The sequence below is a fragment of the Achromobacter sp. E1 genome (genome assembly GCF_037039475.1).
Classification (GTDB): Bacteria; Pseudomonadota; Gammaproteobacteria; order Burkholderiales; family Burkholderiaceae_B; genus Achromobacter; species Achromobacter mucicolens.
In genome coordinates this window covers 4,835,812-4,860,754 of the sequence record NZ_CP146253.1, presented here as the reverse complement: position 1 = coordinate 4,860,754, position 24,943 = coordinate 4,835,812, and the positions used below count along the sequence as shown (strand labels likewise).

24 protein-coding genes are annotated in these 24,943 nt (G+C 66.5%); 8 read left to right on the top strand and 16 right to left on the bottom strand.

The genetic code is table 11. The annotated features are described in order from the left end of the window. The first annotated feature begins 30 nt into the window (after positions 1-30). From V6V88_RS22645 to V6V88_RS22625, 5 genes are read left to right on the top strand one after another with little or no spacing between them, the layout of a single operon-like run. Positions 31-657: a thermostable hemolysin gene (locus V6V88_RS22645; RefSeq protein ID WP_223572770.1), complete on the top strand. Its 627-nt coding sequence runs from the start codon at positions 31-33 to the stop codon at positions 655-657. Further along, the gene (locus tag V6V88_RS22640; RefSeq protein WP_338616435.1) at positions 654-2,147 is read left to right on the top strand and encodes an AMP-binding protein; all 1,494 of its coding nucleotides are present in this window, start codon (positions 654-656) and stop codon (positions 2,145-2,147) included. Before V6V88_RS22645 ends, V6V88_RS22640 begins: the two co-directional genes overlap by 4 nt. Then, positions 2,144-2,815, top strand: coding sequence for an iron-containing redox enzyme family protein (locus V6V88_RS22635; protein WP_062839812.1), 672 nt, complete (start codon positions 2,144-2,146; stop codon positions 2,813-2,815). The genes V6V88_RS22640 and V6V88_RS22635 overlap by 4 nt, the downstream gene beginning before the upstream one ends. After that, entirely contained in the window at positions 2,812-3,621 is an 810-nt protein-coding gene (locus V6V88_RS22630; RefSeq protein WP_152382501.1) for an SDR family oxidoreductase, read from the top strand. The genes V6V88_RS22635 and V6V88_RS22630 overlap by 4 nt, the downstream gene beginning before the upstream one ends. A 2-nt stretch (positions 3,622-3,623) precedes the next feature. After that, positions 3,624-4,283 (top strand): hypothetical protein, encoded by a 660-nt coding sequence (locus V6V88_RS22625; protein ID WP_338616430.1) that lies wholly within the window; start codon positions 3,624-3,626, stop codon positions 4,281-4,283. A 1-nt stretch (position 4,284) separates the two neighbouring features. Here V6V88_RS22625 and V6V88_RS22620 read toward each other — a convergent pair whose 3' ends face one another. The 4 genes from V6V88_RS22620 to V6V88_RS22605 form a co-directional block, all read right to left on the bottom strand. Continuing rightward, positions 4,285-6,669, bottom strand: a complete 2,385-nt coding sequence (locus V6V88_RS22620) for a TonB-dependent siderophore receptor (RefSeq protein WP_338616428.1) — start codon at positions 6,667-6,669, stop codon at positions 4,285-4,287. 171 nt (positions 6,670-6,840) lie between these two features. Continuing rightward, positions 6,841-7,791 (bottom strand): FecR domain-containing protein, encoded by a 951-nt coding sequence (locus V6V88_RS22615; RefSeq protein WP_338616426.1) that lies wholly within the window; start codon positions 7,789-7,791, stop codon positions 6,841-6,843. Then, positions 7,788-8,297, bottom strand: coding sequence for a sigma-70 family RNA polymerase sigma factor (locus V6V88_RS22610; RefSeq protein ID WP_062839808.1), 510 nt, complete (start codon positions 8,295-8,297; stop codon positions 7,788-7,790). The genes V6V88_RS22615 and V6V88_RS22610 overlap by 4 nt, the downstream gene beginning before the upstream one ends. 107 nt (positions 8,298-8,404) lie before the next feature. Continuing rightward, positions 8,405-9,232 (bottom strand): prephenate dehydratase domain-containing protein, encoded by an 828-nt coding sequence (locus tag V6V88_RS22605; RefSeq protein WP_338619703.1) that lies wholly within the window; start codon positions 9,230-9,232, stop codon positions 8,405-8,407. Between the two features lie 314 nt (positions 9,233-9,546). On the opposite strand from V6V88_RS22605, the gene V6V88_RS22600 reads away from it, so the two are divergent. Both V6V88_RS22600 and V6V88_RS22595 read left to right on the top strand, forming a co-directional pair. After that, complete coding sequence (locus V6V88_RS22600) at positions 9,547-11,181, top strand: thiamine pyrophosphate-binding protein (protein WP_338616424.1); 1,635 nt, start codon at positions 9,547-9,549, stop codon at positions 11,179-11,181. 63 nt (positions 11,182-11,244) lie between these two features. Beyond that, a complete protein-coding gene (locus V6V88_RS22595; protein WP_338616422.1) occupies positions 11,245-12,246 on the top strand; it encodes a tripartite tricarboxylate transporter substrate binding protein in 1,002 nt (333 codons plus the stop codon). On the opposite strand, the gene V6V88_RS22590 is transcribed toward V6V88_RS22595, so the two are convergent. Further along, entirely contained in the window at positions 12,243-13,205 is a 963-nt protein-coding gene (locus tag V6V88_RS22590; RefSeq protein WP_338616420.1) for a LysR family transcriptional regulator, read from the bottom strand. The genes V6V88_RS22595 and V6V88_RS22590 overlap by 4 nt on opposite strands. A 119-nt stretch (positions 13,206-13,324) precedes the next feature. Here V6V88_RS22590 and V6V88_RS22585 point away from each other — a divergent pair, with 119 nt between their 5' ends. After that, positions 13,325-14,854: a CoA-acylating methylmalonate-semialdehyde dehydrogenase gene (locus tag V6V88_RS22585; RefSeq protein WP_338616419.1), complete on the top strand. Its 1,530-nt coding sequence runs from the start codon at positions 13,325-13,327 to the stop codon at positions 14,852-14,854. 74 nt (positions 14,855-14,928) lie between these two features. On the opposite strand, the gene V6V88_RS22580 is transcribed toward V6V88_RS22585, so the two are convergent. The 11 genes from V6V88_RS22580 to V6V88_RS22530 all read right to left on the bottom strand — a co-directional run bounded on the left by V6V88_RS22580 (position 14,929) and on the right by V6V88_RS22530 (position 24,928). Then, complete coding sequence (locus V6V88_RS22580; RefSeq protein ID WP_056325833.1) at positions 14,929-15,678, bottom strand: sulfite exporter TauE/SafE family protein; 750 nt, start codon at positions 15,676-15,678, stop codon at positions 14,929-14,931. 62 nt (positions 15,679-15,740) lie between these two features. After that, positions 15,741-16,742 carry a tripartite tricarboxylate transporter substrate binding protein gene (locus V6V88_RS22575; RefSeq protein WP_338616417.1) on the bottom strand — a complete coding sequence of 334 codons (1,002 nt, stop codon included), beginning with the start codon at positions 16,740-16,742 and terminating at the stop codon, positions 15,741-15,743. 211 nt (positions 16,743-16,953) lie between these two features. Next, complete coding sequence (locus tag V6V88_RS22570; RefSeq protein WP_056325836.1) at positions 16,954-17,832, bottom strand: LysR substrate-binding domain-containing protein; 879 nt, start codon at positions 17,830-17,832, stop codon at positions 16,954-16,956. A gap of 52 nt (positions 17,833-17,884) precedes the next feature. Continuing rightward, positions 17,885-18,718, bottom strand: coding sequence for an amidohydrolase family protein (locus tag V6V88_RS22565; RefSeq protein WP_338616415.1), 834 nt, complete (start codon positions 18,716-18,718; stop codon positions 17,885-17,887). A gap of 48 nt (positions 18,719-18,766) precedes the next feature. After that, positions 18,767-19,447 carry a fumarate hydratase C-terminal domain-containing protein gene (locus tag V6V88_RS22560; protein ID WP_056325841.1) on the bottom strand — a complete coding sequence of 227 codons (681 nt, stop codon included), beginning with the start codon at positions 19,445-19,447 and terminating at the stop codon, positions 18,767-18,769. Continuing rightward, positions 19,441-20,376 (bottom strand): fumarate hydratase, encoded by a 936-nt coding sequence (locus V6V88_RS22555; protein WP_056325844.1) that lies wholly within the window; start codon positions 20,374-20,376, stop codon positions 19,441-19,443. The genes V6V88_RS22560 and V6V88_RS22555 overlap by 7 nt, the downstream gene beginning before the upstream one ends. A gap of 12 nt (positions 20,377-20,388) precedes the next feature. Next, positions 20,389-22,128 (bottom strand): FAD-dependent oxidoreductase, encoded by a 1,740-nt coding sequence (locus tag V6V88_RS22550; protein ID WP_280003650.1) that lies wholly within the window; start codon positions 22,126-22,128, stop codon positions 20,389-20,391. 1 nt (position 22,129) lies between these two features. Further along, positions 22,130-22,474 carry a succinate dehydrogenase gene (locus tag V6V88_RS22545; RefSeq protein WP_056325848.1) on the bottom strand — a complete coding sequence of 115 codons (345 nt, stop codon included), beginning with the start codon at positions 22,472-22,474 and terminating at the stop codon, positions 22,130-22,132. Beyond that, positions 22,474-22,806: a succinate dehydrogenase gene (locus tag V6V88_RS22540; protein WP_152382489.1), complete on the bottom strand. Its 333-nt coding sequence runs from the start codon at positions 22,804-22,806 to the stop codon at positions 22,474-22,476. Before V6V88_RS22540 ends, V6V88_RS22545 begins: the two co-directional genes overlap by 1 nt. Before the next feature lies 1 nt (position 22,807). Continuing rightward, positions 22,808-23,542 (bottom strand): 2Fe-2S iron-sulfur cluster-binding protein, encoded by a 735-nt coding sequence (locus tag V6V88_RS22535; protein WP_338616412.1) that lies wholly within the window; start codon positions 23,540-23,542, stop codon positions 22,808-22,810. 204 nt (positions 23,543-23,746) lie between these two features. After that, positions 23,747-24,928: an MFS transporter gene (locus V6V88_RS22530; protein ID WP_056325855.1), complete on the bottom strand. Its 1,182-nt coding sequence runs from the start codon at positions 24,926-24,928 to the stop codon at positions 23,747-23,749. Between the last annotated feature and the right edge of the window lie 15 nt (positions 24,929-24,943).

The window sequence follows — 24,943 nt, the reverse complement described above, 5'->3', positions numbered from 1 at the left end:
GAAAATCAGTTCCTAAGCATGGAATACCGCATGCCCCACAACAAATGTTTCGCCCCGTCCGCCTGGACGGCGATGGCCGCGCGGCCTCGGGCCATGCCCGCCACGCTGCACGTCCATCCCCTCGAGGATCCGATGCGCGCGCGGATCGAGTCCTACATTCACCAACGTTATCAACAGCGCTTCGGCGCCCGGCTGACCGAGTGGCTGCCCACGCTGGTCAGCGTGCAGCGCGACGGCGAGATCCTGGCGGCGGCGGGCTATCGCAGCGCGAGCGATCCGCTTTTTCTGGAGCGCTACCTGTCCGCGCCCATCGAGCAATACGTGCGCGATCAAGGCGCGCCCGTCGCACGCAGCCTCATCGTTGAAGCCGGGCAGTTCGCCGCCGTGCGTCCCGGCGGCGGCAGGTTGCTGGTGCCGCTTCTGGCAAGGCATCTGCACGCCGAGGGCTTTGATTGGGCGGTCAGCACGCTCACCATCGAACTGCACCATCTGTTCCAGCGGATGGGGTTGGCGCATCAGCCGATCTCGGCGGCCACCTCGGACCACCTGAACGAAGCCGAGCGCAAGGACTGGGGCAATTACTACGCGCATGCGCCGACGGTGTTCGCGGGGCGGCTCAATGCCATTCTTGGCCGCCTTCCGGAGCTGGACGTATGAACGTGTCCCACTTTTTCTCGCTGTTGAGGGAACCCGCCCGCGCGCGTGCCGTTGCGGTCCAGACCCAGGCAGAGGGATCGGACTACGCCGCGCTGCTCGCCCGCGTGGACACGCTTGCCGACGCACTCGCGGCGCGCGGGGCGACGGTCGTGGCCTCGCTGATGGACAACGGTCTTGAGTGGATCGTGCTGGATCTGGCCTGTCTTCAAGCGGGCGTGGTGCACGTGCCACTGCCGCTGTTCTTCACGCCGGGCCAGTGGCGCGAGACCCTGGATGCTGCTGGCGTGAACGCCGTCGTCGGGCCTGCGTCATTGCAGCCCATGCTGCAGGCCTTCGGGTTCGAGATCGCCACGCAAGCGCAGGGCCAGTCGGCGCTTTTCCGGCGCGCTTTCGCCAAGGTGCCGTTGCCCGCCGGCACGGCGAAGATCACCTTTACGTCCGGGTCGACCGGCAGCCCGAAGGGCGTGTGCCTGGGCGCGGACCAGATGCTCGCGGTGGCGGGGGGGCTTGCGGCCGCCACGCGGGCGCTAGGCATTGCGCGCCATTTCACGGCGCTGCCCCTGCCCGTGCTGCTGGAGAACATTGCGGGCGTCTACGCGCCCCTGATCGAGGGCGCGGCGATCTGCGTCAACCCCTTGAAGGACATCGGGCTTCAGGGGTCGTCGCGCTTCGATCCGGCCGTGTTTCACCAGGCGCTCGTGTCGGGCCGCGCGCAAAGCGTCATCGTGCTGCCGCAGATGTTGCGCGCTTATGCGGGCTGGCTGCGGGCGGCGGGGATCGCCGGCCCCGGCACGCTGCGTTTCGTTGCGGTGGGCGGGGCGGCGGTGGGAAGCGACCTGCTGGAATACGCCCGCTCGCTGGGGATACCCGCCTATGAAGGCTACGGGCTGTCGGAGGCCTGCTCGGTGCAGACCCTGAACCTGCCCGGCGCGGACTGTCCCGGATCGGCGGGCCGCCCCTTGCCGCATGCGCGCGTGCGCGTCGCTGCCGACGGTGAAATCGAGGTGGCCGGGGCGCTGGCGCTGGGCTATCTGGGGCAGCCCGCGATGCCCTCGACATGGTTGCCGACAGGCGACCTGGGCCGCATCGACGATACCGGATTCCTGCATATCCGCGGTCGAAAGAAGAATGTGCTGATTACCGGATACGGGCGCAATGTGTCGCCCGAATGGGTCGAGTTGCGCCTGGCGAACCAGCCCGTCATCGCCCACTGCGTCGTGTTGGGCGAAGGCCAGGCAGCGCTGGGCGCCGTGATCTGGCCGCTGGGCAATCCCAGCGATAGCGCCATTCAGGCGTGCGTCAACCAGGTCAACCAGGGGCTGCCGGACTATGCCCGGATCGGATCCTGGATGCGCGCGCGGGCCGAGTTTTCTGCCACCAGCGGCCTGGCGACGGTGAATGGGCGTCCGCGCCGGCAGGCCGTTGCCCAATTGCATGCCGATCTCTTTTCCGCGGGTTACCGCTCAACTATCGATGTAGACCCATCATGACCTTTTTCGAACAGTTGCTTGAACAGACGCGCGAGGCCCGGGAGTCCCTGGTGGCCACGCCCATCATCCAGGATTGCCTGCGGGGCCAGGTTGCGCGGCCCGCCTATGCGGCGTTTCTGCGCGAGGCCTATCACCACGTCAGCCACACCGTGCCGCTGATGCACGCGTGCCGCGCGCGCATGCCGGCACACCTGGCATGGATGCTGCCCGCGATCGATGAATACATCGAGGAGGAGACCGGCCACGATGCCTGGATCCTCAATGACCTGCGTGCGCTGGGACACGATGCGGACGAGGTTCGCCGCGCCGGACCTGGGCCGGCCACCGAAATCATGGTGGCGTACGCCTACGACACCATCGCGCGCAAGAATCCAGTGGGATTCTTCGGCATGGTGCACGTGCTGGAGGGCACCAGCGTCACGCTGGCCTTGAACGCCGCCGACCAGATCCAGCGCGCGCTGGCGCTGCCGCCAAGCGCCTTCAGCTATCTGCGATCCCACGGCACGCTGGACCAGGAGCACACCGCGCATTTCGCCGATCTGGTCAACCGCCTGGACGACGACGCCGACCGCGCCGCCGTGGTCCATGCCGCCAACATGTTCTATGGGCTTTATGGGGCGATCTTCCGTTCCCTGCCGCGCTCGTCTTCGCAAGGACAAGGCGCATGAGCCCGCGCGATGCCTCCGTCGTGTTGACGGGCGCCGCGGGCGGCCTCGGAAGCGCGATTGCGCGCCGGCTCTTCGACGAAGGCGCGAGCCTGCTGCTGGTCGGCCGCAGCGAAGCGCCCTTGCTGGCGCTGGCGCAGTCGCTGAGCGCCGGGGCGCGCGACCGGTCGCGTGTGGACGCGCTGGTGGTGGACGTGACCACCGACGCCGGCCGCAACGCGGTCATCGATGCCGCCGGCGCCCGCAATGCCAACGTGCTCATCAACAATGCGGCGCTGGCCGCGTTCGGACCCGCGCAGTCCCTGCAGACCGAAGCGCTGCGCCAGCTCATGGACACGAATGTCGTCGCGCCCATGATGCTGACCGCCGGCATGCTGCCGCTGTTGCTGGCGCAGCCGCGCGCACAGGTGCTGAACATCGGATCGACGCTGGGCAGTCTGGGCGTGCCGGGGTTCTCGGCCTATGCGGCAAGCAAGGCCGCGCTTCGGATGTACTCCGAAGCCTTGCGCCGTGAACTGGCCGACTCGTCCGTCCGGGTGCAGTACTACGCGCCCCGGGCCATCGACACGCCGTTCAACTCGCCCGAAGTGCTGGCGTTCAATAAAGAAACCGATTCGGCCAGCGATAGCCCGGAAGAGATCGCGGAGGCGGTATCGCGCATGCTGCAAAGCGAATCACGCCAACGCTTCGCGGGCGGAATCGAATCCGTGGCGGCACGGCTGAATGGTCTTTGCCCCGAATGGTTGGACGGCGCGTTTGCGAAGCATCGCCGCGCCTTGATGTCGTTGAAATTTCCTACTGGAGCCTAGTCATGAATCAGAATATCGGCCTGCGCAATGCGGCCGCCGGCTTGCTGGCGGGCGTGGCGTGCTTGTTTTCCACCATTACCCTCGCGGCGCCTGCCGACATGGACCAGGGTATCCGCGAGCTGCAAAACGGCTGGGCGGAAATTCAATACAAGACCCCGCCCAACGATCGCGCCAAGCGCTTCGAGGCACTGTCCAAGCAGGCCCACGACCTGACGCAGCGTTACGTCAACAAAGCCGAACCGCATATCTGGGAAGGCATCATCCTGAGCTCGTGGGCCGGCGCCAAGGGCGGCATGGGGGCGCTCAGCCTGGCGAAGCAGGCCAAGGCCGAGTACGAAACCGCCATCCAGATCGACAGCAAGGCACTGGACGGGTCCGCACTGAACAGCCTGGGCGTGCTGTACTACAAGGTGCCCGGCTGGCCAGTGGGATTCGGCGACAACAAGCGCGCCGAGGCCTTGCTGCAGCAGGCGTTGACCATCAACCCGGACGGCATCGATCCGAACTACTTCTACGCGGATTACCTGGTGTACCGGAACCGCAAGTCGGAAGCGATTCCGTACCTGGAAAAGGCGCTGAAAGCCCCGCCCCGCCCCGGCCGCGAAGTGGCTGACGAGGGCCGGCGGGAGGAAGTCCGGACGCTGCTGAAGGAAGCGCGCTGACTCAATACTGATAGCGCAGGGTCAGCATCACGCTGCGCGGTTGCCCATAGTAGTTTTGCCGGGAGGCGCCGCCCAGCTTTTCGTAGTACTTGCGGTCGAACAGGTTATCGACCGTGAGCGTACCTTCCAGGTGCCGGTTGTAGCGGTAGCCGATCTGTGCCGAGACGAGCGCGTAGCTGCCCTGTTCCCAACGCACGTTGCCGCTTTGCAGATAGTTGCCGCTGTTCCAGCGCACGCCAGTGCCCACGCTGAACCCTTCCAGGGCCGGCTGCGTGAAGCGGTAACGGGTCCAGAGATTGATGGCGTGGCGCGGGGTGATGGTGCTGTACGACAGTCCCTGCTGGGCTTGGGCCGCTTCCAGGTACTTGGTCTGCGTGTAGGCGTAGCCGGCCACGATGTCCCAGTTCGGCAGCAGCAAGCCGCTGACTTCGGTTTCGAAGCCCTGGCTGCGGACCTTGCCCGCAGCGACGGAGTACATGGGATTGTTCAGGTCGCTCATCGCGCGGTTGCGGTCCACGATCTGGAACAGCGCGGCATGCGCGTTGAGCGCGCCTTCCATGAACGCGCCCTTCAGGCCGGTTTCGATCTGGCGGCCCACGCGTGGCGACAGCGTATTGCCTTGCGCATCGATCTCGGTTTGGGGCTGGAAGATGCTGGTGTAGCTTGCGTAGGCGGACAGCTGCGGCGTCAGCTCGTACACCAGCCCGGCGTAGGGCGATGTGCGTGCGGAGATGCGGGTCGTTGTCTGGCTGAAGTCGCCGAAGTACTGGTTGTCGTTGCGCGCGTCGTTCTTCCACCAGGACAGGCGCGCGCCCGCGATGACCTTCAGGTGGTCGGTTGCCTGGATGTTGGCGCGGGTGTACAGGCCGAATTCGCGGGTGCGCCCGTCATTGCCGTTGACCTGTTCCATCTCCGGCAGCGGCATGTCGATGACCGGGTCGTACACGTTGGTCGGGAAGATCGTGCCGCCGCCGTAATTGAACTGCTTGCGCGTGTAGCTGTAGTCGGCCCCCATGAGCAGGCTGTGTTCGCGGCCGAAGGCTTCAAAGGGCAGATTCACGTGGGCGTCCGCGCCGGTGGTTTTCCAGTGGTTGCGGTACGACCAGGCGATGAGGTTGGTGTCGCCGGTAAGCGGATCGACGGCGCGGTTGGGCCAGGTGGTCAGGCGGGTGGGGGTGTCGGTGTCGCGATGGAACACGCTTGCGTTCACGGCGCCGCCGCCGTCCAGGCGATGCGAGAGGTCTGCAAAGATCTCGGTGGTTTCTTCTTCGATGCGGTTCCATTCCGCGCTGAGATTGGTGCCGCGGCGCACGTCGAGCAGCGAGCCATCGGCGTAGGCGGGCAGGCCGAACGCGGGGTTGATGCGTGAGCGCTGATGCGTGAGGCCGGCCGCCAGCGTGGTGCTTGGCGTTAGATCGGCCTCGATGATTCCGTACAGCGTGGGCCGCTCGGAACTCACCCGGTCCACGAAGGAGCCGCGATCCTCGTAGGCCGCGATTAAGCGCCCGCGGACCTTGCCTTCGCTATCGAAGGGCGTGCTCAGGTCGGCCACGGCCCGGTAGTAGTCCCACGACCCCACACTGGCTTGCGCGCCGAATGCGAATTCCTGCAGCGGACGCTTGCGCACCAGGTTCACGCTGCCGCCCGGCTCGCCCGTGCCCTGGTAAAGGCCGGACGGGCCGCGCAGCACTTCAATGCGGTCGTAGATGGCGAGGTCGAAGCCCGCCGACAGGTTGCCTGCCCCGGCGGGGGCGCGCATGCCATCGACCTGGATCGAGTCGAGCGTGTAGCCGCGCGAGATGAAGCCGGACATGTTGCCGCCGCTGGAGAGCGTTTCGACCGTGATGCCCGTCACGTTGCGCATTGCGTCAGACAGGCTGTTCAGGTTCTGGTCGTCAAGCCGCTGGCGCGTCACGACCGACACGGACTGCGGGATCTCCTTGAGCGTTTGCACGCCCTTGCCCAGCGTGACCGCATTGCTGGTGTACGAGTTCGTGCCTTCGCTGGTGGCGCGTTCTGCCGTTCCTGTCACGGTGACGGGCGCCAGTTGGGTGACCGCGCCTTGCTGGACGGCCTGCAGGGAGTAAGTGCCGGCCGCGCCGGGCTGGGCGCGGTAGCCGGTGCCCGCGAGCAGACGGTCGAACCCTTGCTGCACGGTCATCTCGCCCGAAATGCCCGGGCTTTGGCGGCCAGCGAGCCAGGTGGGGTCGTAGACGATCTGCACGCCAGCTGCGGCGGCGTAACGCGCCAGCACGTTGTCGAGCGGGCCCGCTCCGATCGCGACGGCGCGCATCTGCGAGGACGGCGCCGCGCCAGCCGGGGCTGCGGATTGCGCGCCCGCCGCCGCGCTTGCGGTGGCCGCGCACCAGAGCGCCGTCCAGATCATTGCCTTGCGGGATCCTCTGTCCCGCGCTGCGCGTATACGTGCCATCACTCTTTCATCCTTACATCGTCAAGCAAGAAGCGCCCGCATCCCCTTGATGCGGTCTTACTTCCTACTCCGCACGACATCGAAAAAGTGATCACCTCGACGCAAAATATTTTTCCGCGCGGCGGCTCAAGCGCCTGCGGGACCGACCGATACCCAGTAGCGGGTGACCCGTTGCACGGCGATGGGCAGGCGTTCGGCCAGCGCCTGCAGGGCTGCGTCGGTATCTCGAAGCGATAGCGCGCCGGAGACCCGCAGGTCGGCGACCTCGGGCGCGCAGCGCAGAAAGCCCGGGCGATGGCGCGCCAGTTCGGCCACCACGTCGGCCAGGCGCTGGTCGCGCACGACCAGCATCCCTTGCGCCCAGAGCGCCGCGCTGTCGTCCACCGGCGCGAGCGCGCCGGTCTGGCCAAGCGTGAAGCTGCTGCGTTGCCCGGCGTCGATGCGCAGGGGCGTGCCGCTGGCGGGGCGCGCCAGCACGGCGTGCTCGAACACCATGACCTCGGTGCGGTCGTGGGTCAGACGCACCGAGAATCGCGTGCCAAGCGCCTCTACCTCGCCTTGCGGGGTTTGCACCACGAAGGGCCGGTACGCGGCCTGCGATTCCTGGCCGGTCGTCACCAGCACTTCCCCGGCCACCAGGATCAGACGGCGTTCGCCGGCGCCGTAGCGCAGGTCGACGGCGCTGCCGCTGTTCAACACCAGTTGCGTGCCATCGTCGAGCAGACGTGTTAGTTGCTCGCCCGCCGCAGTGCGCAGGTCGGCGCGCCAGGCGGGCGCCTCGCGCCACGCCATCCAGCCGGCCGGGGCGAGCACGCCCAGCCCCAGCGCCGCGCGCAGCACGGTTCGGCGGCTCTGGCGCTTGCGGGTGGCGCGCAGCACGCGATGGCCGATGGAGGAGGGTACTCCTTCGAACACGCCCAGCACCTGCTCGGCGCGGGCCCATGCCTGCGCGTGGGCCGCGCCTTGGGCCAGCCACCGCTCGAATGCCCGCCGCGTGGCCGCGTCGGAGGTCTCGTAGCGCAGCCGGATGACCCAGTCGGCCGCTTCCTCCAGCAATAGATCGCCCGGCGCGCTCATGCGGCGGCCGTCATGCAGGCCATCAGGGCCTTGCGCAGATGGCGCCGCACCGTGATCACGGGCTTGCCGGTCTGCTCGGAGATCTCTTGCAGCGTCAGACCGTCCAGTTGCGCCAGCAGGAACATGTCGCGCGTGGCGGCGGGCAGGCGCTGCAGCATGGCGTCGATCGCCACCAGCGTCTGCACGATCATGAGTCCCGTTTCCGGAGACGGTACCTGCGGCTCTGGCAGGTGCGCGATGGCGTCCAGGTAGGCCTGTTGCACGGCGCGGCGGCGCCAATGGTCAACCAGCAGCCCCTTGGCAATATGCGTGATCAGCGCGCGCGGCTCTTCGCGCAGCACGGGCGGACGGCGCGCGGCCATCAGCCGTACGAACGTGTCCTGCGCCAGATCGGCCGCGTCGCCGCTGTCGCCCAGCTTGCGATGGAGCCAGCCTTGCAGCCACCCATGGTGATGGCGATAAAGCTGCTCGACTGCGGGGAGGGATAGGGAGTCGGGAGATTGCAAGATGCCCAGCAGTCTACCGAATGCGAATAAGAAATACTATTAATTAGAGTTTTCGGGTGGCGGGGGCGCGGCGCGCGCGCAACACCGCACGGGGAATCAACCGCCGCTCACTTGCGCGGGTAGGAACCCAGCAACCGGAACTCGGGATGCGCCTTCAAAAGCCCGGCAAGGGGTTCCTGCGCGGCATGGCCCGCGACCTCGACGACATACCGGTGCGTGTCCAGGGTCTTTTTGCTGGGACGCTCATAGATCGTCAGCACGGCAACGTTGGCCTGCACGAGGGCGCGCAGTGCATCATTCAGGTTGTCGTCCGCGGTCGAGAGCACCAGCGAGGTCTTGTCATGCCCCGTGGGCGCCGGCAGGTCGCGGCCCAGCACCCACCAGCGCGTCACATTGTGCGGTCCTTCCTCGATCCCATCGACCAGCGCGCTCAGCGAATACACGCCGGCGCCCACCTTCGGACCGAATGAGGCCTTGTCCAGGGTGGCGCTTTCGGCGACGGTCTTGGCCGCGGCGCCGCCACTTGCGGCCTCGGTGCGCTTCACCGTGGGCATTTCCCGGTCCAGCCAGGGTTTCACTTCCTCGAATGCCACCGGGTGGGCGAACACTTCCTTGATGCCTTGCAGCGTCGCGCCGGGACGCGCCAGCAGGCTGTAGCCCAGCATCTTGGGGTATTCGCCGACCACCACGGCATTGGGCAGATCCAGCACCGCGTCCAGATAGGGCGTGACGCCGACGACCGACGTCGTCACGGGGACGCACGCCTGGGTCAGCTTGCCCGATGCGTAGCCGGAAAAGAGTTCGTCGCGCGTGAGCGGGACAAGCGCGTTGGGCCCGAACAGGTCCAGGCACGCCTGATGGGTCCACGAGCCCGCGGGCCCCAGGTAACCAATGGAACCGGCAAAACTGGGGGTCATCGTCATCATCCAGGTCATGAGGCCAACTGCCGCGCCAAGGTGTCTTTTTGCCATGGTGTCGCCTTCGAAGAGGGCCGCGCGACGGCCGCGCAAGGTCTTGGATCGCCAAGACGGTATGAAACACCAGGCGCGCCGCTCTGTATAGAGGGATCCGCTATCAGCGTGTGAGGGCAGACCGCCACGCGTCGGCGGGCGTGATCCTTGGTTCAAAAAACATCAACCTAAACGCCGCCGTTACCCGATACACTGAGCCGCAAATGGGTCAAAGAAACATGTCGGATCAATAAAAGGTTGCAAGGCAAAGCCAAGCGCAACCTCGGGGGGAGACAAACGTGCTTGGTTCTGAGTTGATCATTCGCTCGCTGCGTCGGCGGGGCGTCAATACCATTTTCAGCCTGTCCGGCAACCAGATCATGCCGCTATACGATGCCTGTATCGACGCAGGCGTCCGCATCATCCACGTCCGGCACGAAGCGGCCGCGGTCTTCATGGCCGATGCGTGGTCGCAGATCACCGGCGAACTCGGCGTGGCGTTGATCACCGCCGCGCCGGGCCTGACCAACGGACTCGCCCCGCTTTATTCGGCCTTGCAGGCGGAAAGCCCGGTGCTGCTCATCTCGGGCGACTCCTCGGTGTCGGAAGACGGCTCTGGCGCGTTCCAGGAACTGGACCAGGTCTCCATCACCCGTCCGCTGACCAAGTTGTCGGTTCGCCCGCGGTCCGCGGCGGAACTTTGCCCCGCGCTCGAAGCGGCGATCTCGCAGGCGCTTGCGCCGCGTCGCGGTCCCGTCCACCTGGCGTTGCCCTTTGACCTGCTGACCGCCGAATCGGGCATGGCGGACCTTCCCGGCGCGCCCGCCGTTCAGCCGGTTGCCGCGCTGGATGCTGTCAGCGTGAACCAACTGGCTGACCTGTTGCATTCGGCCCGGCGTCCGCTGGTGCTGGCCGGGCCGGCGAGCGCGCGGCCGCAAGGACGTTCCGCGCGCGCGGCAGCCGAAGCCGCGCTGGGGCTGCGCATCATCCCGATGGAAAGCCCCCGCGGGCTGAAAGATCCGTCGCTGGGGGCCTTGGCCGGCATCATCCCAAGCGCCGACCTGATCGTGCTGGCGGGAAAGTGCCTGGACTTCACGCTGGGATTCGGCAGCACCGGCGCGCTTGGGCAAGAGGCCCGCGTCGCGGTCATCGACCCGGACCCCGCGATGCTGGAACGCGCGGGCCGGCTGCTTCGCGCGCGTCTGGTCCTGGCATTGCAAGCCGACCCGGCGGCGGCGCTGGCGGCGGTGGCGGCGGCGCAACCGTCGGCCGAACGTCTTGCGTGGCGCGCCCAGGTCGATGAAGCGCTGCAAAGCCGGACGGTGAAGACGCCGTCCGCACCGGCGCAGGGCGCATTGGATCCGCGCGCGCTGTGCGAGACCGTGCAGGCGTTCCTGGCGTCCGCGGCCGATCCGATCCTGATCTGCGACGGCGGCGAGTTCGGCCAATGGGCGCAGGCGTTCTGCCAGGCGCCGGTTCGCATCATCAACGGCATGTCCGGGGCGATCGGCGCAGGGGTCTGTTATGCGATCGCCGCAAAGATCGCGCGGCCGGGGGCGACGGTGGTCGTCATGATGGGCGACGGCACCGCCGGATTCCACCTGATGGAGCTGGACACGGCGGTGCGCGAAGGCGCGGCGATCATGGCGGTGATCGGCAACGACCTGCGCTGGAACGCCGAGCACCTGATTCAAATGCGCACCTACGGCCCGCAGCGGCTCATCGGCTGCGAGCTTTCTCCGGCGGCTCGCTACCACGACGTCGCCTCGGCGCTGGGCGGCGCGGGGTTTGCGGCGCACGACGCCGCAGGCCTGGCCACCGCCTTGCGCCAGGCCGCCGCCAGCGGCTTGCCCGCTTGCATCAACGTGTCCCTCGCGGGCGAGGCCGCACCGGTTTTCCACGCAGCATCAATGCAGTCCACGACCGGTCATTGAGCTCAAGGCATCGAGCGTTGCCGCAGTCCGGTTTCGTCCCGTAGAACGAACAGGAGACATCCCATGATCAGCCTCACCGGCATCGTCCCGGGCGGGTCCGCTCGCGCCGCGTTTTGCCTGCTTCTCTCCCTTCCCGGCCTGGCCGCCGCCCAGGCTTACCCTGCCAAACCGATCCAGCTCATCGTGCCCTTCAGCGTCGGCGGCGACGCCGACATGGCGGCGCGCAATCTGTCCGCCGCCGCGCAAGGCGTCCTGGGGCAGCCGGTGGTCGTGGTCAACAAGGCCGGCGCCAACGGCGCGATCGGATCGGCCGCGGTCAAGAACGCGGCGCCCGACGGGTACACGCTGCTGATGGGCCGCATTGGTTCCCAGGTCCTCCTGCCCGCGTTGCAGCCCAAGACGACGCCCTATACCTCGAAGGATTTCACGTTCATCGGGCTGCTGGAGCTGAACCCCGTCGTCTGTGTGGTGCATCCGGATAGCACCTATCGGACCATCGGCGACCTGTCCCAGGCGTTGAAGGCCAGGCCCGGCAAGCTGAACTACAGCCATTCCGGCCCCGCGACCGTGCAGAATCTTGCCCCGCAATTGCTGCTCAGCAGTCTGGGGCTAAAGCCCGACGCGGCCGTCAGCGTCCCATACAAGGGCGGCAGCGAGGTGGCCATGGCGGTGCTGAGCCGCGATGTGGACTTCGCCTGCAACAACCTCAGCTCGATGACCGGAATTCTTGCGGGCGGCAAGTTGCGCGCCTTGCTGACGACGACGCCGGAACGCCTTGCGCAGTTTCCGGACATTCCGACCGCACGCGAATCGAATCTGCCGCAGCTCGAGGCCGTCATCGGCTGGAGCGGGCTGTTCGGGCCGCCGGGCATGAGCGCCGAAGCGGTGGACAAGTGGGCCTCCGCGCTTCAGCAGATCTCGAAGGACCCGAAGTGGATCGAGGGCAACGCCAACTTCGGCGGCATTCCGCATGTGTTGTCGCCTGCCGATACGGCGAAGTACGTCGATCAGGGCGCCACCATTTATTCCGAGCTGGTGGCCAAGGCGGGGTTGCAGGTCAATTAGCCGTGGGCATGCGGGGCGATTCCGGCCGCCAGGCCTTCGGCGGCCGGAATCGCCTGGCGCAGATACTGGACGAACGAGGTCACGGTCAGGGGCACGCGGGGCGTGTAGGGCCTGACTGCATAGAGCCGTTCGGCATAGTCGCCGACGACGCGCCATCCTGGCAGGACCTCGACCAGCGTGCCGCGCTGCAGCGCCTGGCCCGCGCTGAAATCCGGAAGCAGCGCGATGCCGACCGAGCCGGCGGCCGCCTCGCGCAGGACTTCGCTGTTGTTGGCCGTGAAGCTGCCGCGCACCGGCACGGCGATGCGCTTGTCCCCATCCAGCGATTCGAACGACCAGGTCGCGCCGCCGCTGCGGCGCAGGTAGTGCAGGCAATTGTGGCCCTCCAGATCCGCGGGCGTGCGCGGCGTGCCATGTGCCGACAGATACTGCGGCGTGGCGACGAGCACCGAGCGCGTCTCGCAGATCAACGAGGCGACATGGGTGTCGGGCACGCCGGCGACATGCCGGATCGCCAGGTCGAATCCCTCGGTGGCCAGGGAAGCCAGGTGGTCGCTCAGCTCAAGCTGAATCCGGACGTCCGGAAAGCGCGCAAGGAATCCGGGTATCAGCGGCGCGATGACCTGGCGTCCCAAGGCGACGGGCGCCGTCACGGACAACACGCCGCGCGGGCCGTCGGACAAGTCGCGGACCGCGGAAAATCCCGCTTCGATGCGCTGGTAGGCCGACGCGGTGTGGTCGACCAGGCTTGCCCCCGCCTCGGTCAGGCTGACACTGCGCGTGGATCGCCGCACGAGGGGAACGCCGGCCGCCTGCTCCAGTTCCACGATGCGCTGGCTGACCGACGCCTTGCTGATCTGCAGCCGGCGCGCGGCGGCCGTGAAGCTTCCCGTGTCGGCCAGCACGCCCAGGCAGTGAATGTGCGACCACAGGTCTTCCAGGCGTCTTGTCTTTGTCATGCCAATTTCCATTGTTCAGAACCGCAAACACTGATTCCAGCCTTCTGGTCTCGACGCGCGGCGGGTGGCACGACATAGTGCCAGCACCCGCACTTCACGCTTGAGCACAGGAGAACACCATGCATGCAACCCCGCGCAGCGCCGGCGAATCCATCGCCGGACACTTTATCGCCGGAAGCCGCGTCGATGGGACAGGCGCGCGCCAGCCCATCTTCAATCCGGCCACGGGCGTCGTCGCCCGTCACGTCACGCTGGCCACGCCCGACGAGGTGCAGCGCGCGGTAGCCAGTGCGCAAGCCGCTTTTCCGGCATGGGCCGACACGCCGCCGATCCGCCGTGCGCGCGTGTTGTTCAGATTTCTTGAACTGCTGAACCGCCACCGCGACGAGCTCGCTCACCTGATCACCGCCGAGCACGGCAAGGTGTTCAGCGATGCGCAAGGCGAAGTCGCGCGCGGCATCGACATTGTGGAGTTCGCCTGCGGCATTCCACAACTGCTCAAGGGCGCGCACACCGAACAGGTTTCCACCGGCATCGACAACTGGACGTTGCGCCAGCCGCTGGGCGTCGTGGCCGGCATCACGCCTTTCAATTTTCCGGTGATGGTGCCGATGTGGATGTTTCCGGTGGCGATCGCCGCAGGCAACACGTTCGTGCTCAAGCCCAGCCCGACGGATCCCAGTGCGTCGCTGCGCATCGCCGAACTGCTGCGCGAGGCAGGTCTGCCCGATGGCGTGTTCAACGTGGTGCAGGGCGACAAGGTCGCCGTGGACGCGCTGCTCACGCATCCCGGCGTGAAGGCGGTGAGCTTTGTCGGATCCACGCCGATCGCCAACTACATCTATGAGACGGGCGCCCGGCTGGGCAAGCGCGTGCAGGCGCTGGGCGGCGCGAAGAACCATATGGTGGTGATGCCCGATGCCGATATCGACCAGGCCGTGGATGCCTTGATCGGCGCCGGCTACGGATCGGCGGGCGAGCGGTGCATGGCGATCAGCGTGGCCGTGCTGGTGAGCGACGTGGCCGATCGCCTGCTGCCCAGGCTGATCGAGCGCACAAAGGCCTTGAAGGTGCTGGACGGCGAGAACCCGGCCGCAGAGATGGGACCGATCGTGACTCGCGCCGCGCACGAGCGCATCAGCGGCTACATCGCGCAGGGAGAAGCGGAGGGCGCGAAGCTGCTGGTCGACGGCCGAGGCTTCGACGGCACGCAGGCAGGCGAGGGGTGCGGCGACGGCTTCTGGATGGGCGGCACGTTGTTCGACCACGTCACGCCCGACATGCGCATCTACAAGGAAGAAATCTTCGGTCCGGTCCTGGGCTGCGTGCGGGTCAAGGACCTGAAGGAAGCCGTGGATCTCATCAACGCGCATGAGTTCGGCAATGGTGTCGCGTGCTTTACGCGGGACGGCAACGTGGCGCGCGAATTCGGCCGGCGCATCGAGGTCGGCATGGTGGGCATCAATGTGCCCATCCCGGTCCCGATGGCCTGGCACGGCTTTGGCGGCTGGAAGCGCAGCCTCTTTGGCGACATGCATGCCTACGGCGAAGAAGGCGTGCGCTTCTACACCCGCCAGAAGTCGATCATGCAGCGCTGGCCGGAGAGCATCGGCAAGGGAGCCGAATTCGCGATGCCGACGGCGAAGTGACCGTGGCGGCGGGCGGCCGGCACGCGGCCGCCTGACCGCGCCGCGGGCCGCCAGCCCGCACGGCGCGATGCCGCTCATGCGGGCGACATCCACCCGCGGTAGATTGCGCCGGCGCCCGCGATCGCAAGCAGCACGAAGATGGAACGCTTCAGCAGTTCGGGCGAGACGCGCGTTCTGAAGCGCGAGCCGGCGTACAGGCCGATGAGCGCCACGGGCAGGAGCACCGCGGCGGCGCGCAGGATGTCCGGATTGGAGTACATCCCCGCGGCCCCGAACGCGGCCGCCCGCACGATCCCGCTCAGCAGGATCACGACCGAAATGGTTGCCCGGAATTGCTCCAGCGCGTCCAGGCGTCGCGAGAGGTAGATCGTATAGATGGGGCCGCCGGTGCCAAACAGCGCGCTGAAGACGCCGCCGAACACCCCGAACGGAAACGCCCAGATGGGCTTGAGCGGCGGCTTGGGGCCGCCCCGGGCGCCTCGCAGGCCCTGGATGCACACGACCAGCACGAACGCGCCCAGAAGGATCAGGGGCCAGCGCGCCCCGGCGTCGCGCAGCAGCGTGACACCCAGCGCGATGCCCAGCAGCATCCAGGGCAGCAGACGCTTGAATTCGGCCAGGCTGACGCGTCTCCAGTTTCTGCCGCCGACCAGGGCCGTGCAGGTCAGGTCAAACAGCACGACCAGCGGCACGGCCAGTTGCAGGGGAATGAATTGGACCAGCACGGGCACGGCAACCATGGCCGCGCCGAATCCCGTCATCCCGAAGACCGTGTAGGCGACGAAGATGACGGGGATGACAAACGCAAGCGATTCGGTGGGCATGGGTGAAAACAGCACCTCGATGGTCGAAGCAGGGCTGGAGCGCGACGAAGCCCTGCGGTGGGTCAGCTGGCGGTGATGCCTTTCTTTTGCACCAGAGCCTGCCATTTGGCGGACTCCGCGGCAATCTCCTTTTGCAGCGCCGCGCCAGCCACGATGGTGGGCGCCATGCCCTGGTCTTGAAGGTACCGCTTCAAGCCCGGTTGCTCAACAGCCTGGTTGGCCACCGCAAGCAGCCGGTCTATCGCGGCTTGCGGCGTGCCGGCAGGCGCCATCAGCGCAAACCAGCCGGTGAACTCGAAGCCGGGCACGCCGTCCTCGGCGGTGGTCGGCACGCCGGGCAGCAAGGCCGCGCGCTCCTTGCCCGTGACGGAAAGCGCGCGCAGGCGGCCGCCCTTGAGCAGCGGCGCAATCGCATTGATGTTGCCGACGGCCACCTGGATGACGCCTGCCATCAGGTCCGTATAGCCGGGGCCTTCCCCCTTGTAGGGGACATGCATGAGTTCAATGCCGGCCGCGTCCGTGAAGGCTTCGCCGGCCATATGCGTCTGGCTGCCGACCCCTGCGGACGAAAAGCTGAGCTTGCCCGGCCGCGCCTTGGCGTAGGCGATGAGTTCGCGCGTGTTCTTGACAGGCAGTTCGGCATTGACGGTGATGACCATCGGGCCGCTTGCGACCTTGGCGATGAGGCTGAAGTCTTTGAGCGAGTAGGGCAGCTTGCTGTAGATGAACTGATTGACGGTGAACATGCTTCCCGAAGCGAGCAACAGCGTATAGCCGTCCGCGGGTGACCCGGCCACGGCCTGCGCGCCCACGCTGCCGCCGGCGCCCGCGCGGTTCTCGACGACGATGGTCTGGTTCAGGCCCTTGGCCATTTCGGAGCCGAGCGCGCGCCCCAGCAGATCGGTGGCGCCGCCCGCCGAGAACGGGATGACCATGCGGATGGCCTTGTCCGATGGCCAGTTCGCGCGCGCGGGCGCCGCCAGCCAGGGCGACAGCGCCAGCCCATATCCCAAGGCCTTGATCAGACGGCGGCGTGCATACAGAAGTTGATGTTCGTCTTTCACGGTGTTGTCTCCTTCGTTCGCGGTAGGCGCGGCCCGCCGATCTACGGGAAGGGCGGGTTTTGCCAGGCAGCAACTGTCCCTCGGGCCAGTCGGCTCGATTTTTTTGGGGCGTCGCGGTGATTGTTGGCGGACTACTGGACTGCTGGGTTACGCACTGCTGGACTGCTGAGCTACGTACTGCGGATCAGGAATAGGGATGCGCCTCGCGTCGTCATCGGGTCTGGCTGGCGCAGACGGACTTCAACGCGTCGAGCAGCAACTGCGAAAGATGCGATCGGGGATTCTCCTGGGGCGCCAGGATGCCCAGACGGCGCTTGATGGTCGGCGAGCCGAACGGCGTGACCCGGATTCCCGCCGGGAACTCGTTGCGGCCGCGCCTGGCCGGCACCACGGATGCGCCAAGGCCATTGGCCACCATCGCAATGACGCCTTCCAGGTTGTCGATTTCCATGGTCGATCGCACCGTGATGCGCCGGCGCACCATTTCTTCCTGCACCAGATGGCCGACGCGGGCAGAGCGGTTGAATCGCACGTACGGGGTCTGCTCCAGGATCTCCTGGTCGCTGGCGCCCTGCACCGAGCGGTGCGCGATGACGACAAGCTCTTCCTCGACGAAGGGCAGGAAGTCCAGGCCGGAGCGCGGCGCATCGGGCTCGGTCACGATGGCGACATCGAGCTGGCGGTGGTAGATGGCCCGCTCCAGGTCATGCGTCAGCCCGGTGGTGACGTGAACCTCCAGCCCATGCCCCTGCTTTTGCAGGTGCCGCAGGGCCAGCGGCAGCACACCCGACACACAGGTGTGCACACTGCCCAGCTTGAGCAGGCCGGCCGACGTTCCCTTTTTTAGCGAGGCGCTCATGCTCTCCCAATGCGTGATCAGGTCGCGCGCGCGGTGGACCAGCGCAAGGCCCGTGTCCGTCAGGATCGGCGGGCGGCGGCTGCGGTCGAAGATCGTGATGCCCAGTTCATCCTCCAGGGCGCGGACCTGCATGCTGACGGCAGACAACGACAGGCCGATGGTGTTGCCGGCCTCGGCGAAACTGCCGTGGTCTGCGATCGCTATCAGCGTGTAGAGGGTCCGGATGTCCATGCAAGATTCGTCCTGGTAGGGGGCGCGTTGCGAAACGCGCGGGGTTCGGGCGCTATATCCCGAGCAGCCGCCGGGCGTTGCCTCCCATGACCTTCTTGAGGTTTTCCTCACGGATCGGCAAGCGCTCAAACCACTCTTTGTACCCTTGCACGGGACAGAAGGGAAACGAGCTGGCGTACAGCATCCGGTCGGACAGAAAGCTGTCGGCTGCCTTCACGTATTCCTCCCAGCCGGGCATGCGCGAAAAGTACATGTCGGGCGACAGCCACAAGTTCGGCCGCCGAAAGCCCAGGTGCAGGATTTCGTTGACCCAGGGCCAGCCGCCGTGGGCGACCACGACATTGAGGTTGGGAAAATCCGTCAGGACGCGATCGGTCCGAATGGGATCGGAATAGCTCAAATCGGGTCCCGCGGTGCCGCCCACCATCATGATCACGGGCACGCCGACGTCTTCGCAATGGCCATAGATGGGATAGAGGCGCCGGTCGTCCGCGTGCATGGGAATCGGATACGAGCCCGGTTCGATGTTGATGAGCCGAAAGCCGTCTTCGAGGGCCTGATCGATGGTCTGGCAGGCCTTGCGCCGGTCGGTGGGGTCGATCGAGGCCGCGCCGATGAACCGGTCGGGGTGCGCGGCCACGATGCCGCGCACATCGTCGTTGGACACGCTGCCCAGCACGCCGGCCAGCCTGCCCACCACCACGCCGCGATCGATCCGGGCCGCCTCCATTTCTTGCAGAAGCAGGTCCATCGACTGCTGCTGGGCCGCCTTCGAGGGTTCGAATCCCACCGTCCGCGTGAAGCCGTCGCGCCGTTCTCCCGCTGAGTACATCAGCGTGTTCAGGAAGCCGCCCACGGGCGGCCGAAGCCGAAAGTCGATGATCATCGCAGTCTCTTTGAATGGAATCCGATTGGGGGCGCGGCAAGGCGGCGCCTACATCACTTCGTCCTTGCGGTCGTCGGTCTCGCCGTAGCGGTGCAGCGCGGGCGGCTTCAACCCGGCATAGAGCTTTTCGATGCCGGCGTTGATCGTTTCCGCGTGCTGCGCGAAAAGCGAGTTCCCGTCCAGGTCGCTTTCGACGATGAAAGGCCCGAAGTCCTTGACTTCAAACAGCCACATCGCTTGCGCGATGCCAAGCTCATCCAGCCAATGCACCTCGCGCACTTGCTTGATGCCCCGTCCCAGCAACGCACCCGTGCCGTAGCCGACCGTGGTCAGGTAGATGGCGCCGCCCGGCGCCAGTACCTGTTTGTAGTCGTCGGCCGGCATGCCGCCCTTGCCGATCAGGATGCGGCACCCCGTCTCGCTGAGCCACCGGGGAATCCATTTGGAGAACCGGAACGACGCGGTGGCGGTGACGGCGCCCACGTTGTAGCCGCCGTGGCCATCGGGCGCGGCGGCGGGCGAACAGTGGAAGTTGACGTTGCTGACGGACCGCAGATCCACCGGCAGCGGCAGACCCTCGTCCAGCACCTTCTTGTAGACGCCCTCGCGGGCCGTGTACACCAAGCCATTCAAGTACACGGCCGATCCCAGTTCAAGCTTGGCGATGTCTTCCGTCTTGGCGGGCAGGTCCAGGTGAAAGACCTTGATGTCGTCGTCGTTGTTTACCATTCGACCGTCTCCCGGCGCATGTAGGGCGTGAACCATTGGGGATCCGTGCGGTACTGGATCTCTCCGTTGGCATGAATTCGCGCGGTGGCGCGGCGCGAAGACAGACAGAACGTATGCAGGCTGATGGGCATGCCGCCGGTGTGCGTGTAGCCGCATTCGATGTGGCAGTCGACCACCATGCCGGTGCCGACGAAGCCCATTGCGCCCATGCCGATCGAGTTGCCGAGCTTCATCAGCTCAAGCTCCAGCTCGGCCACCTTGGGATCGGGATTGCGGTCGCCTACCGTGCGCAGACAGGCCGCCTGCTTGCCGAGCTGCATGCACGTGTCCTTGGAGCCGCCCAGACCGATGCCGACGATGGCGGGCTGGCACGCCAGCCCGCGCTTGCCGAACGCGATCAGCGTGTCCAGCACGAAGCGCTTGATGCCGTCTATGCCGTCGCCCGGAAACAGCATCCGGTAGTCGGTGCCGAAAAGCCCGCCCTTGTGCACGGTGGTGATCTCGATCCAGTCGGCGTCCGGTTCGAAAGACCATTCGATTTCTGGCGCGTTGATGCCGACGTTGTTGTTATGGTCGGTGCGCCAGAGCGGATGGACGCGATTCGGCCGCAGCGGGATGGTGACGGTGCCTTCGGCGGTGGCGTGGCGCAGCGCGCGCTCCACGGCCACGAACCCGGCGTCCACGGATGCCTCGTTGCCGACCTTGACGTAATACCGCGGCAGTCCGGTATCGGCGCACATCGGGCGCCGGTCCTGGTCGGCGGCTTCCCAGTTGTCCATCATGGCGTGGATGACAAATCGCGGCAGCTTGCCGGTTTCCTTTTTCTGGAGCGCCTGGATGCCTTCCTTGTAGTCCTTGGGGATCTCGATTGCAGCGCGGCGCATGATTTCCAGCGCGGCTTGTTCAATCTTCTGGACGGGGATTCTCATGGTGGGTTGCCTTCAGCTTTGGGGGTTGCCTGCTTCGCCTTCGATCAGCGATTCGCCGGGCTTCACGATGTCAAAGGACACCGGCACCATCTCCAGCTTCACGTCGCCGTCCCGCGCGCTGACGCGCGTGTAGCAGCTGGTGTGCAGGTCGCCGGGTTCGGAGAAGTCTTCGCGATAGTGCGCGCCGCGGCTGTTCTCGCGCGCCAGCGCCGACACGGTGATGACCTTTGAGATGTCGACCAGGCTTTCAAGGTTGAGCCAGTCGTGCCAGGTCAGGTTGAAGCGCCGGTCGCCGTCCGCCACGCCGATATCGCGCAGGGCGGCGCGGTGGGCGGCAATGGCGTCAAGGCCATGTTCCATGGCATCCCGATTGCGCAGCACGCCCACGTCGTCCCACATCGTCTGCGACAGCGCATCGCGCAGTTCATGGATGCGTCCGGCGCGCCGCGAGAACGGGAACTCGGCGCGTTCGACACCGCGCGCGATGACCTGCTGGTCCGGATCGCGCCAGTGGCCTTCGCGGGCGACATAGGCGGCCATCGCATCGCCCGCGATGCCTCCGAACACCGTGGAATTGGCGACGCCGTTGCCGCCCAGGCGATTCGCGCCGTGCACGCCGCCGCAGTCTTCTCCCGCGGCATACAGGCCCGGCGAGGCGGTCGAGCCATCCACATTGAATTCAACGCCGCCCATCAGGTAATGCGCGGTCGGCACCACTTCGACCTTGCCGCCGGCCAGGTCGAATCCGCAGTCCTTGCATCGGTTGACCATGCCGGGAAAGGTCTTGGCGACTTTCTCCGGACCCAGATGGCTCATCTGGATGTAGACGCCGCCCATCGGGCCCGTGCGTCCCGCGCGCATCTCGGCGTAGATCCCGCGGCTGACCACGTCGCGCGTGGCCCGTTCGCCGCGCTTGTCGTAGTTCGTCATGAAGCGTTCGCCTTCGCCGTTGAGCAGATAGCCGCCGGCGCCGCGCAGTCCTTCTTCCAGCACCGTGCCGGTCATCCGCGTATCCGGTCCGCCCAGCAGGCCGGTGGGATGAAACTGCACCATCTCCATGTCCCTGAGCCTCAGGCCATAGCGCAATGCCATGGCCAGGCCGTCGCAGGTCTTGTCACCGGACGGCGTGTGGTAGCGATACATGGTCGGGCCGGCGCCGGTGGCCAGGAGGACGGCCTTGGCCTGCACGAAGCGGTAGGTGCCCGCCCGCATGTCGATGAAGAGCACGCCCGAGATGCCCGATCCGTCGGCGGCCGGAATGAGCTCGATGGCGCGGTGCTCTTCAAGTTCTTCCACATCCAGCGCGCGCACCTGCTCCATCAGCCGGTTGATGATCTCGATGCCGGTCAGGTCCGCCTTGTGCACGGTCCGGTCGAAGCTCTGGCCGGCAAACGCTTTGGAATGCAGCGATCCATCGGGATTGCGGTCGAAGAAGCAGCCGATTTCGTTTTCGAGTTCCCGCACGCGTTCGACCGCGCCTTCCACCAGCCGCCACGCCAGATCCTGGCGCGGCAGCCACTTGCCGCCCTCGATCGTGTCCATGAAGTGGCGCTCGACCGAGTCCCCCGCGGCCAGCGCGACGTTGTAGCCGCCCTGGACCATGCGGGTACAGCCGCACTTGCCGAGCAGGCCTTTCACGGTCACCGTCACTTTCAGCGAGGGGTTTGCCTTCTTCGCGTGCAACGCGGCAAAGAGGCCGGCCCCGCCGGTGCCCAGCACCAGAATGTCCGTCTTGTGGTTGTCGATACGCATGTCAGATCACTCCGGCGATGAACGCCAGTCCGGTGGCCATCGAGATCGCAAATCCCCATCCGATCCAGGCAACGCGCGCGTCGCGCGGAGAGCGCCAGGGCAGAAGTTCCAGCGCAAGCAGGCGCAGGCCGAAGAACATGTGAAGCGTCAGCAGCAGGACCAGCCCCCATTCGCCGGCTTTCATCCACGGCATTTCCGCCAGCTTCAGGAAGGCGTCCAGCCTGGCCTCGTCCAGCGCCATTGCCAGCACGTAGAAGTGCACGGGAACGAACAGCGCCAGCGCCAGACCGGAGAGCCGATGTCCCAGGAAGGCCCAGTACGCGCGGTGATTGCGTGCGGACTTCATCACGCCAGCCCTCCCACCGCGGCGACCGCGCGCATGCCCAGGACGAGGAGCATTGCGCCGAACGCCAGGCCGACGACGGAGGCGGCCGGCCGGCCGAGCTTGAGCCACTCGATCAGGATGTTGCGCAAGCCGATGGGGACGTGGACCGATACGCTGACCACGAACAGGCCGTAGAAGACGATCCATAGCCAGTTCCCCTCGGTGCGCGAGAGGATTTCGCCAGCAGTCAGGCCGCCGCGGACCGCATAGATCACCAGGCCGACATGCACCAGGACGAAGGGCGCCATCACCATTGCCGTAAGGCGCTGGAGCGCGAACAGACGGGCCTCCATGTCAGTCTCCCTTGAGCAGGCTGACGATGGCGCTGCGTTTCAGCCCGGCAATGCTGCCGGTCGGGCTCAGGCTGACCGGACAGTGCTTCATGCAGCTGCCCTGCGTGTGACAGGAATTGCAGCCGCTGCCGGAGGTGGCCTTGTGAAGGACGTCCTTGGGATCGGCGTGCCGTTCGTCGTTGTAGAGCGTCCACGCGCGGTTCAGCGCCGCGGGACCCAGGTAGTCCTTGTCCCAGGAAACCACGTCGCAGGCGGCGTAGCAGACGCCGCAGTTGATGCATTCGATGGCCGCGTCGGCAAGCTTGCGTTGCTTGCTTTGCGGCAACACCTGTGCCGGCGGATCGTCGCGCGTGGCGGTGCCGACAAAGGTATTTCCGGCGCGTGCCCACTTTTGGAAGAACTCGCGCATGTCGACGACCAGGTCCTTGATCCGCGGCATGTTGCGCAGGGGTTCGATGACGATCACGCCGGCTTCCTCGACGCGGCTCACATGCGTGCGGCATGTCCAGCGCGGCGTGCCGTTGACGGTCATCGCACAGGATCCGCACACGCCGACGCGACAGGCGTAGCGGTACGAGAGGCCGGGCTCCTGCGTGCGCTGGACTTCCGTCACCACGTCCAGGACGGTCTGGTTGTCACGCCACGGGACCAGGTAGGTGGAGAACTTGCCGTCCTCCGTGCCTCGCGAAATGCGAACCGTCAGTTGCTTCGGGCTCGCGGATTGCTTCGTATCCATTTTCCGTCCTCAAGCGGCATGCTGCGCCCATGAACAGAATTCTGGAACTTGCGAATCTCTGAAGCAATACAGATTTGGTTGATATTTTTTGAACTTATTTCGGGCGGCGCGAGGGGCGTCGCGTGGCGCTGCGCGGTTGCCGCGACGCGGTAGATTCAGCGGTTTGCGATGACGCAGTGCGTCAATGCCGCTTGCCGCGGCTTGTTATGGCGACGCGCGACGCGGCAACCACCGCCAGAACACCCCGGCCGCGACCAAGCCTAACGTTCCCACCCCAAACGACGCGCCGCCCAGCGACAACAGCGCCGTCAGCGCCGACAACGCCACCGGCCCGCCGCTTGCGCCCAGATCGGCCATGAAGCGCCAGATGCCCAGGAATTGCGTGCGCGCGCCCGGCGGGGCGGCATCGGCGCCCAGCGTCATCACGATGCCCGAGCCGATGCCGTTGCCAAAGCCCAGCAGCAGCGACACCAGGATGAAGCTTGTCACGCCGCTAGTCAGCGGGATCGCCATCAGGCTCAGCCCCATCAGCAGGGTGCACGGCAGCGCCACCCACAGGCGGCCGCGCTGGTCCATCACCTTGCCCGCGGGATAGAACACGGACATGTCCACCGCGGCAACCAGCCCGTAGACGAGGGACGTGGTGGTGGCGTCCAGGCCGAGGTGGTCCGCCCAAAGCGGTATCACTACCTGACGCGATGCCCGCAGGGCGCTGATCAGCATCACGCCCACGCCCAGCGTGGCGTACACGCTGCGATGATCGCGCGCGACCTCGCCGATGCGGGCGCGCGGCTTGCCAGCCGCCTTGACGTGAACGGGTTCGATGTCCGGCGCCTTGATGGCGATGAATCCCGCGCCGAGCATCGCGCAGACGGCGATCCAGTACGCGCCATCCAGGCCCAGGAAGTGGATCAGCGCCGCGCCCGCGAAGGGGCCGATGAAGGTGCCGATCCGCGTCGTGCCGCCCAGCGTGGACAGGGCGCGCGCGCGGTAGGCCAGCGGCACGACCTCGATCATGTAGCTCTGCCGCGCCAGCTGGAATACCGATTGCGCGCATCCCTGCATCAGCATGGCCAGCGCCAGCACCCAGAGATGCGGCACGCCAATGACCAGCAGCAATCCGGCCACGCTGAGCAGCGCGGCGCCGGCCATGGCGCGTTTTTCGCCGAATCGCTCGGTGATGAGCGCCGACGGAATGTTCGAGAGCAGCGAGCCGACGCCGATCAGGGCGGCAATGAGGCCGGCGGCCGCGAAGGACGCGCCTTGTTCCCGCGCGGTGAGCGCGATGACGGGAAGGATCGCACCGTTGCTGATGCCGTAAAGCAGCGACGGACCGAACGCCGGCACGGCGATCTGCTTCAGATTGAACGATTCGGGATGCGACATGAGGGGAGCGTGGGT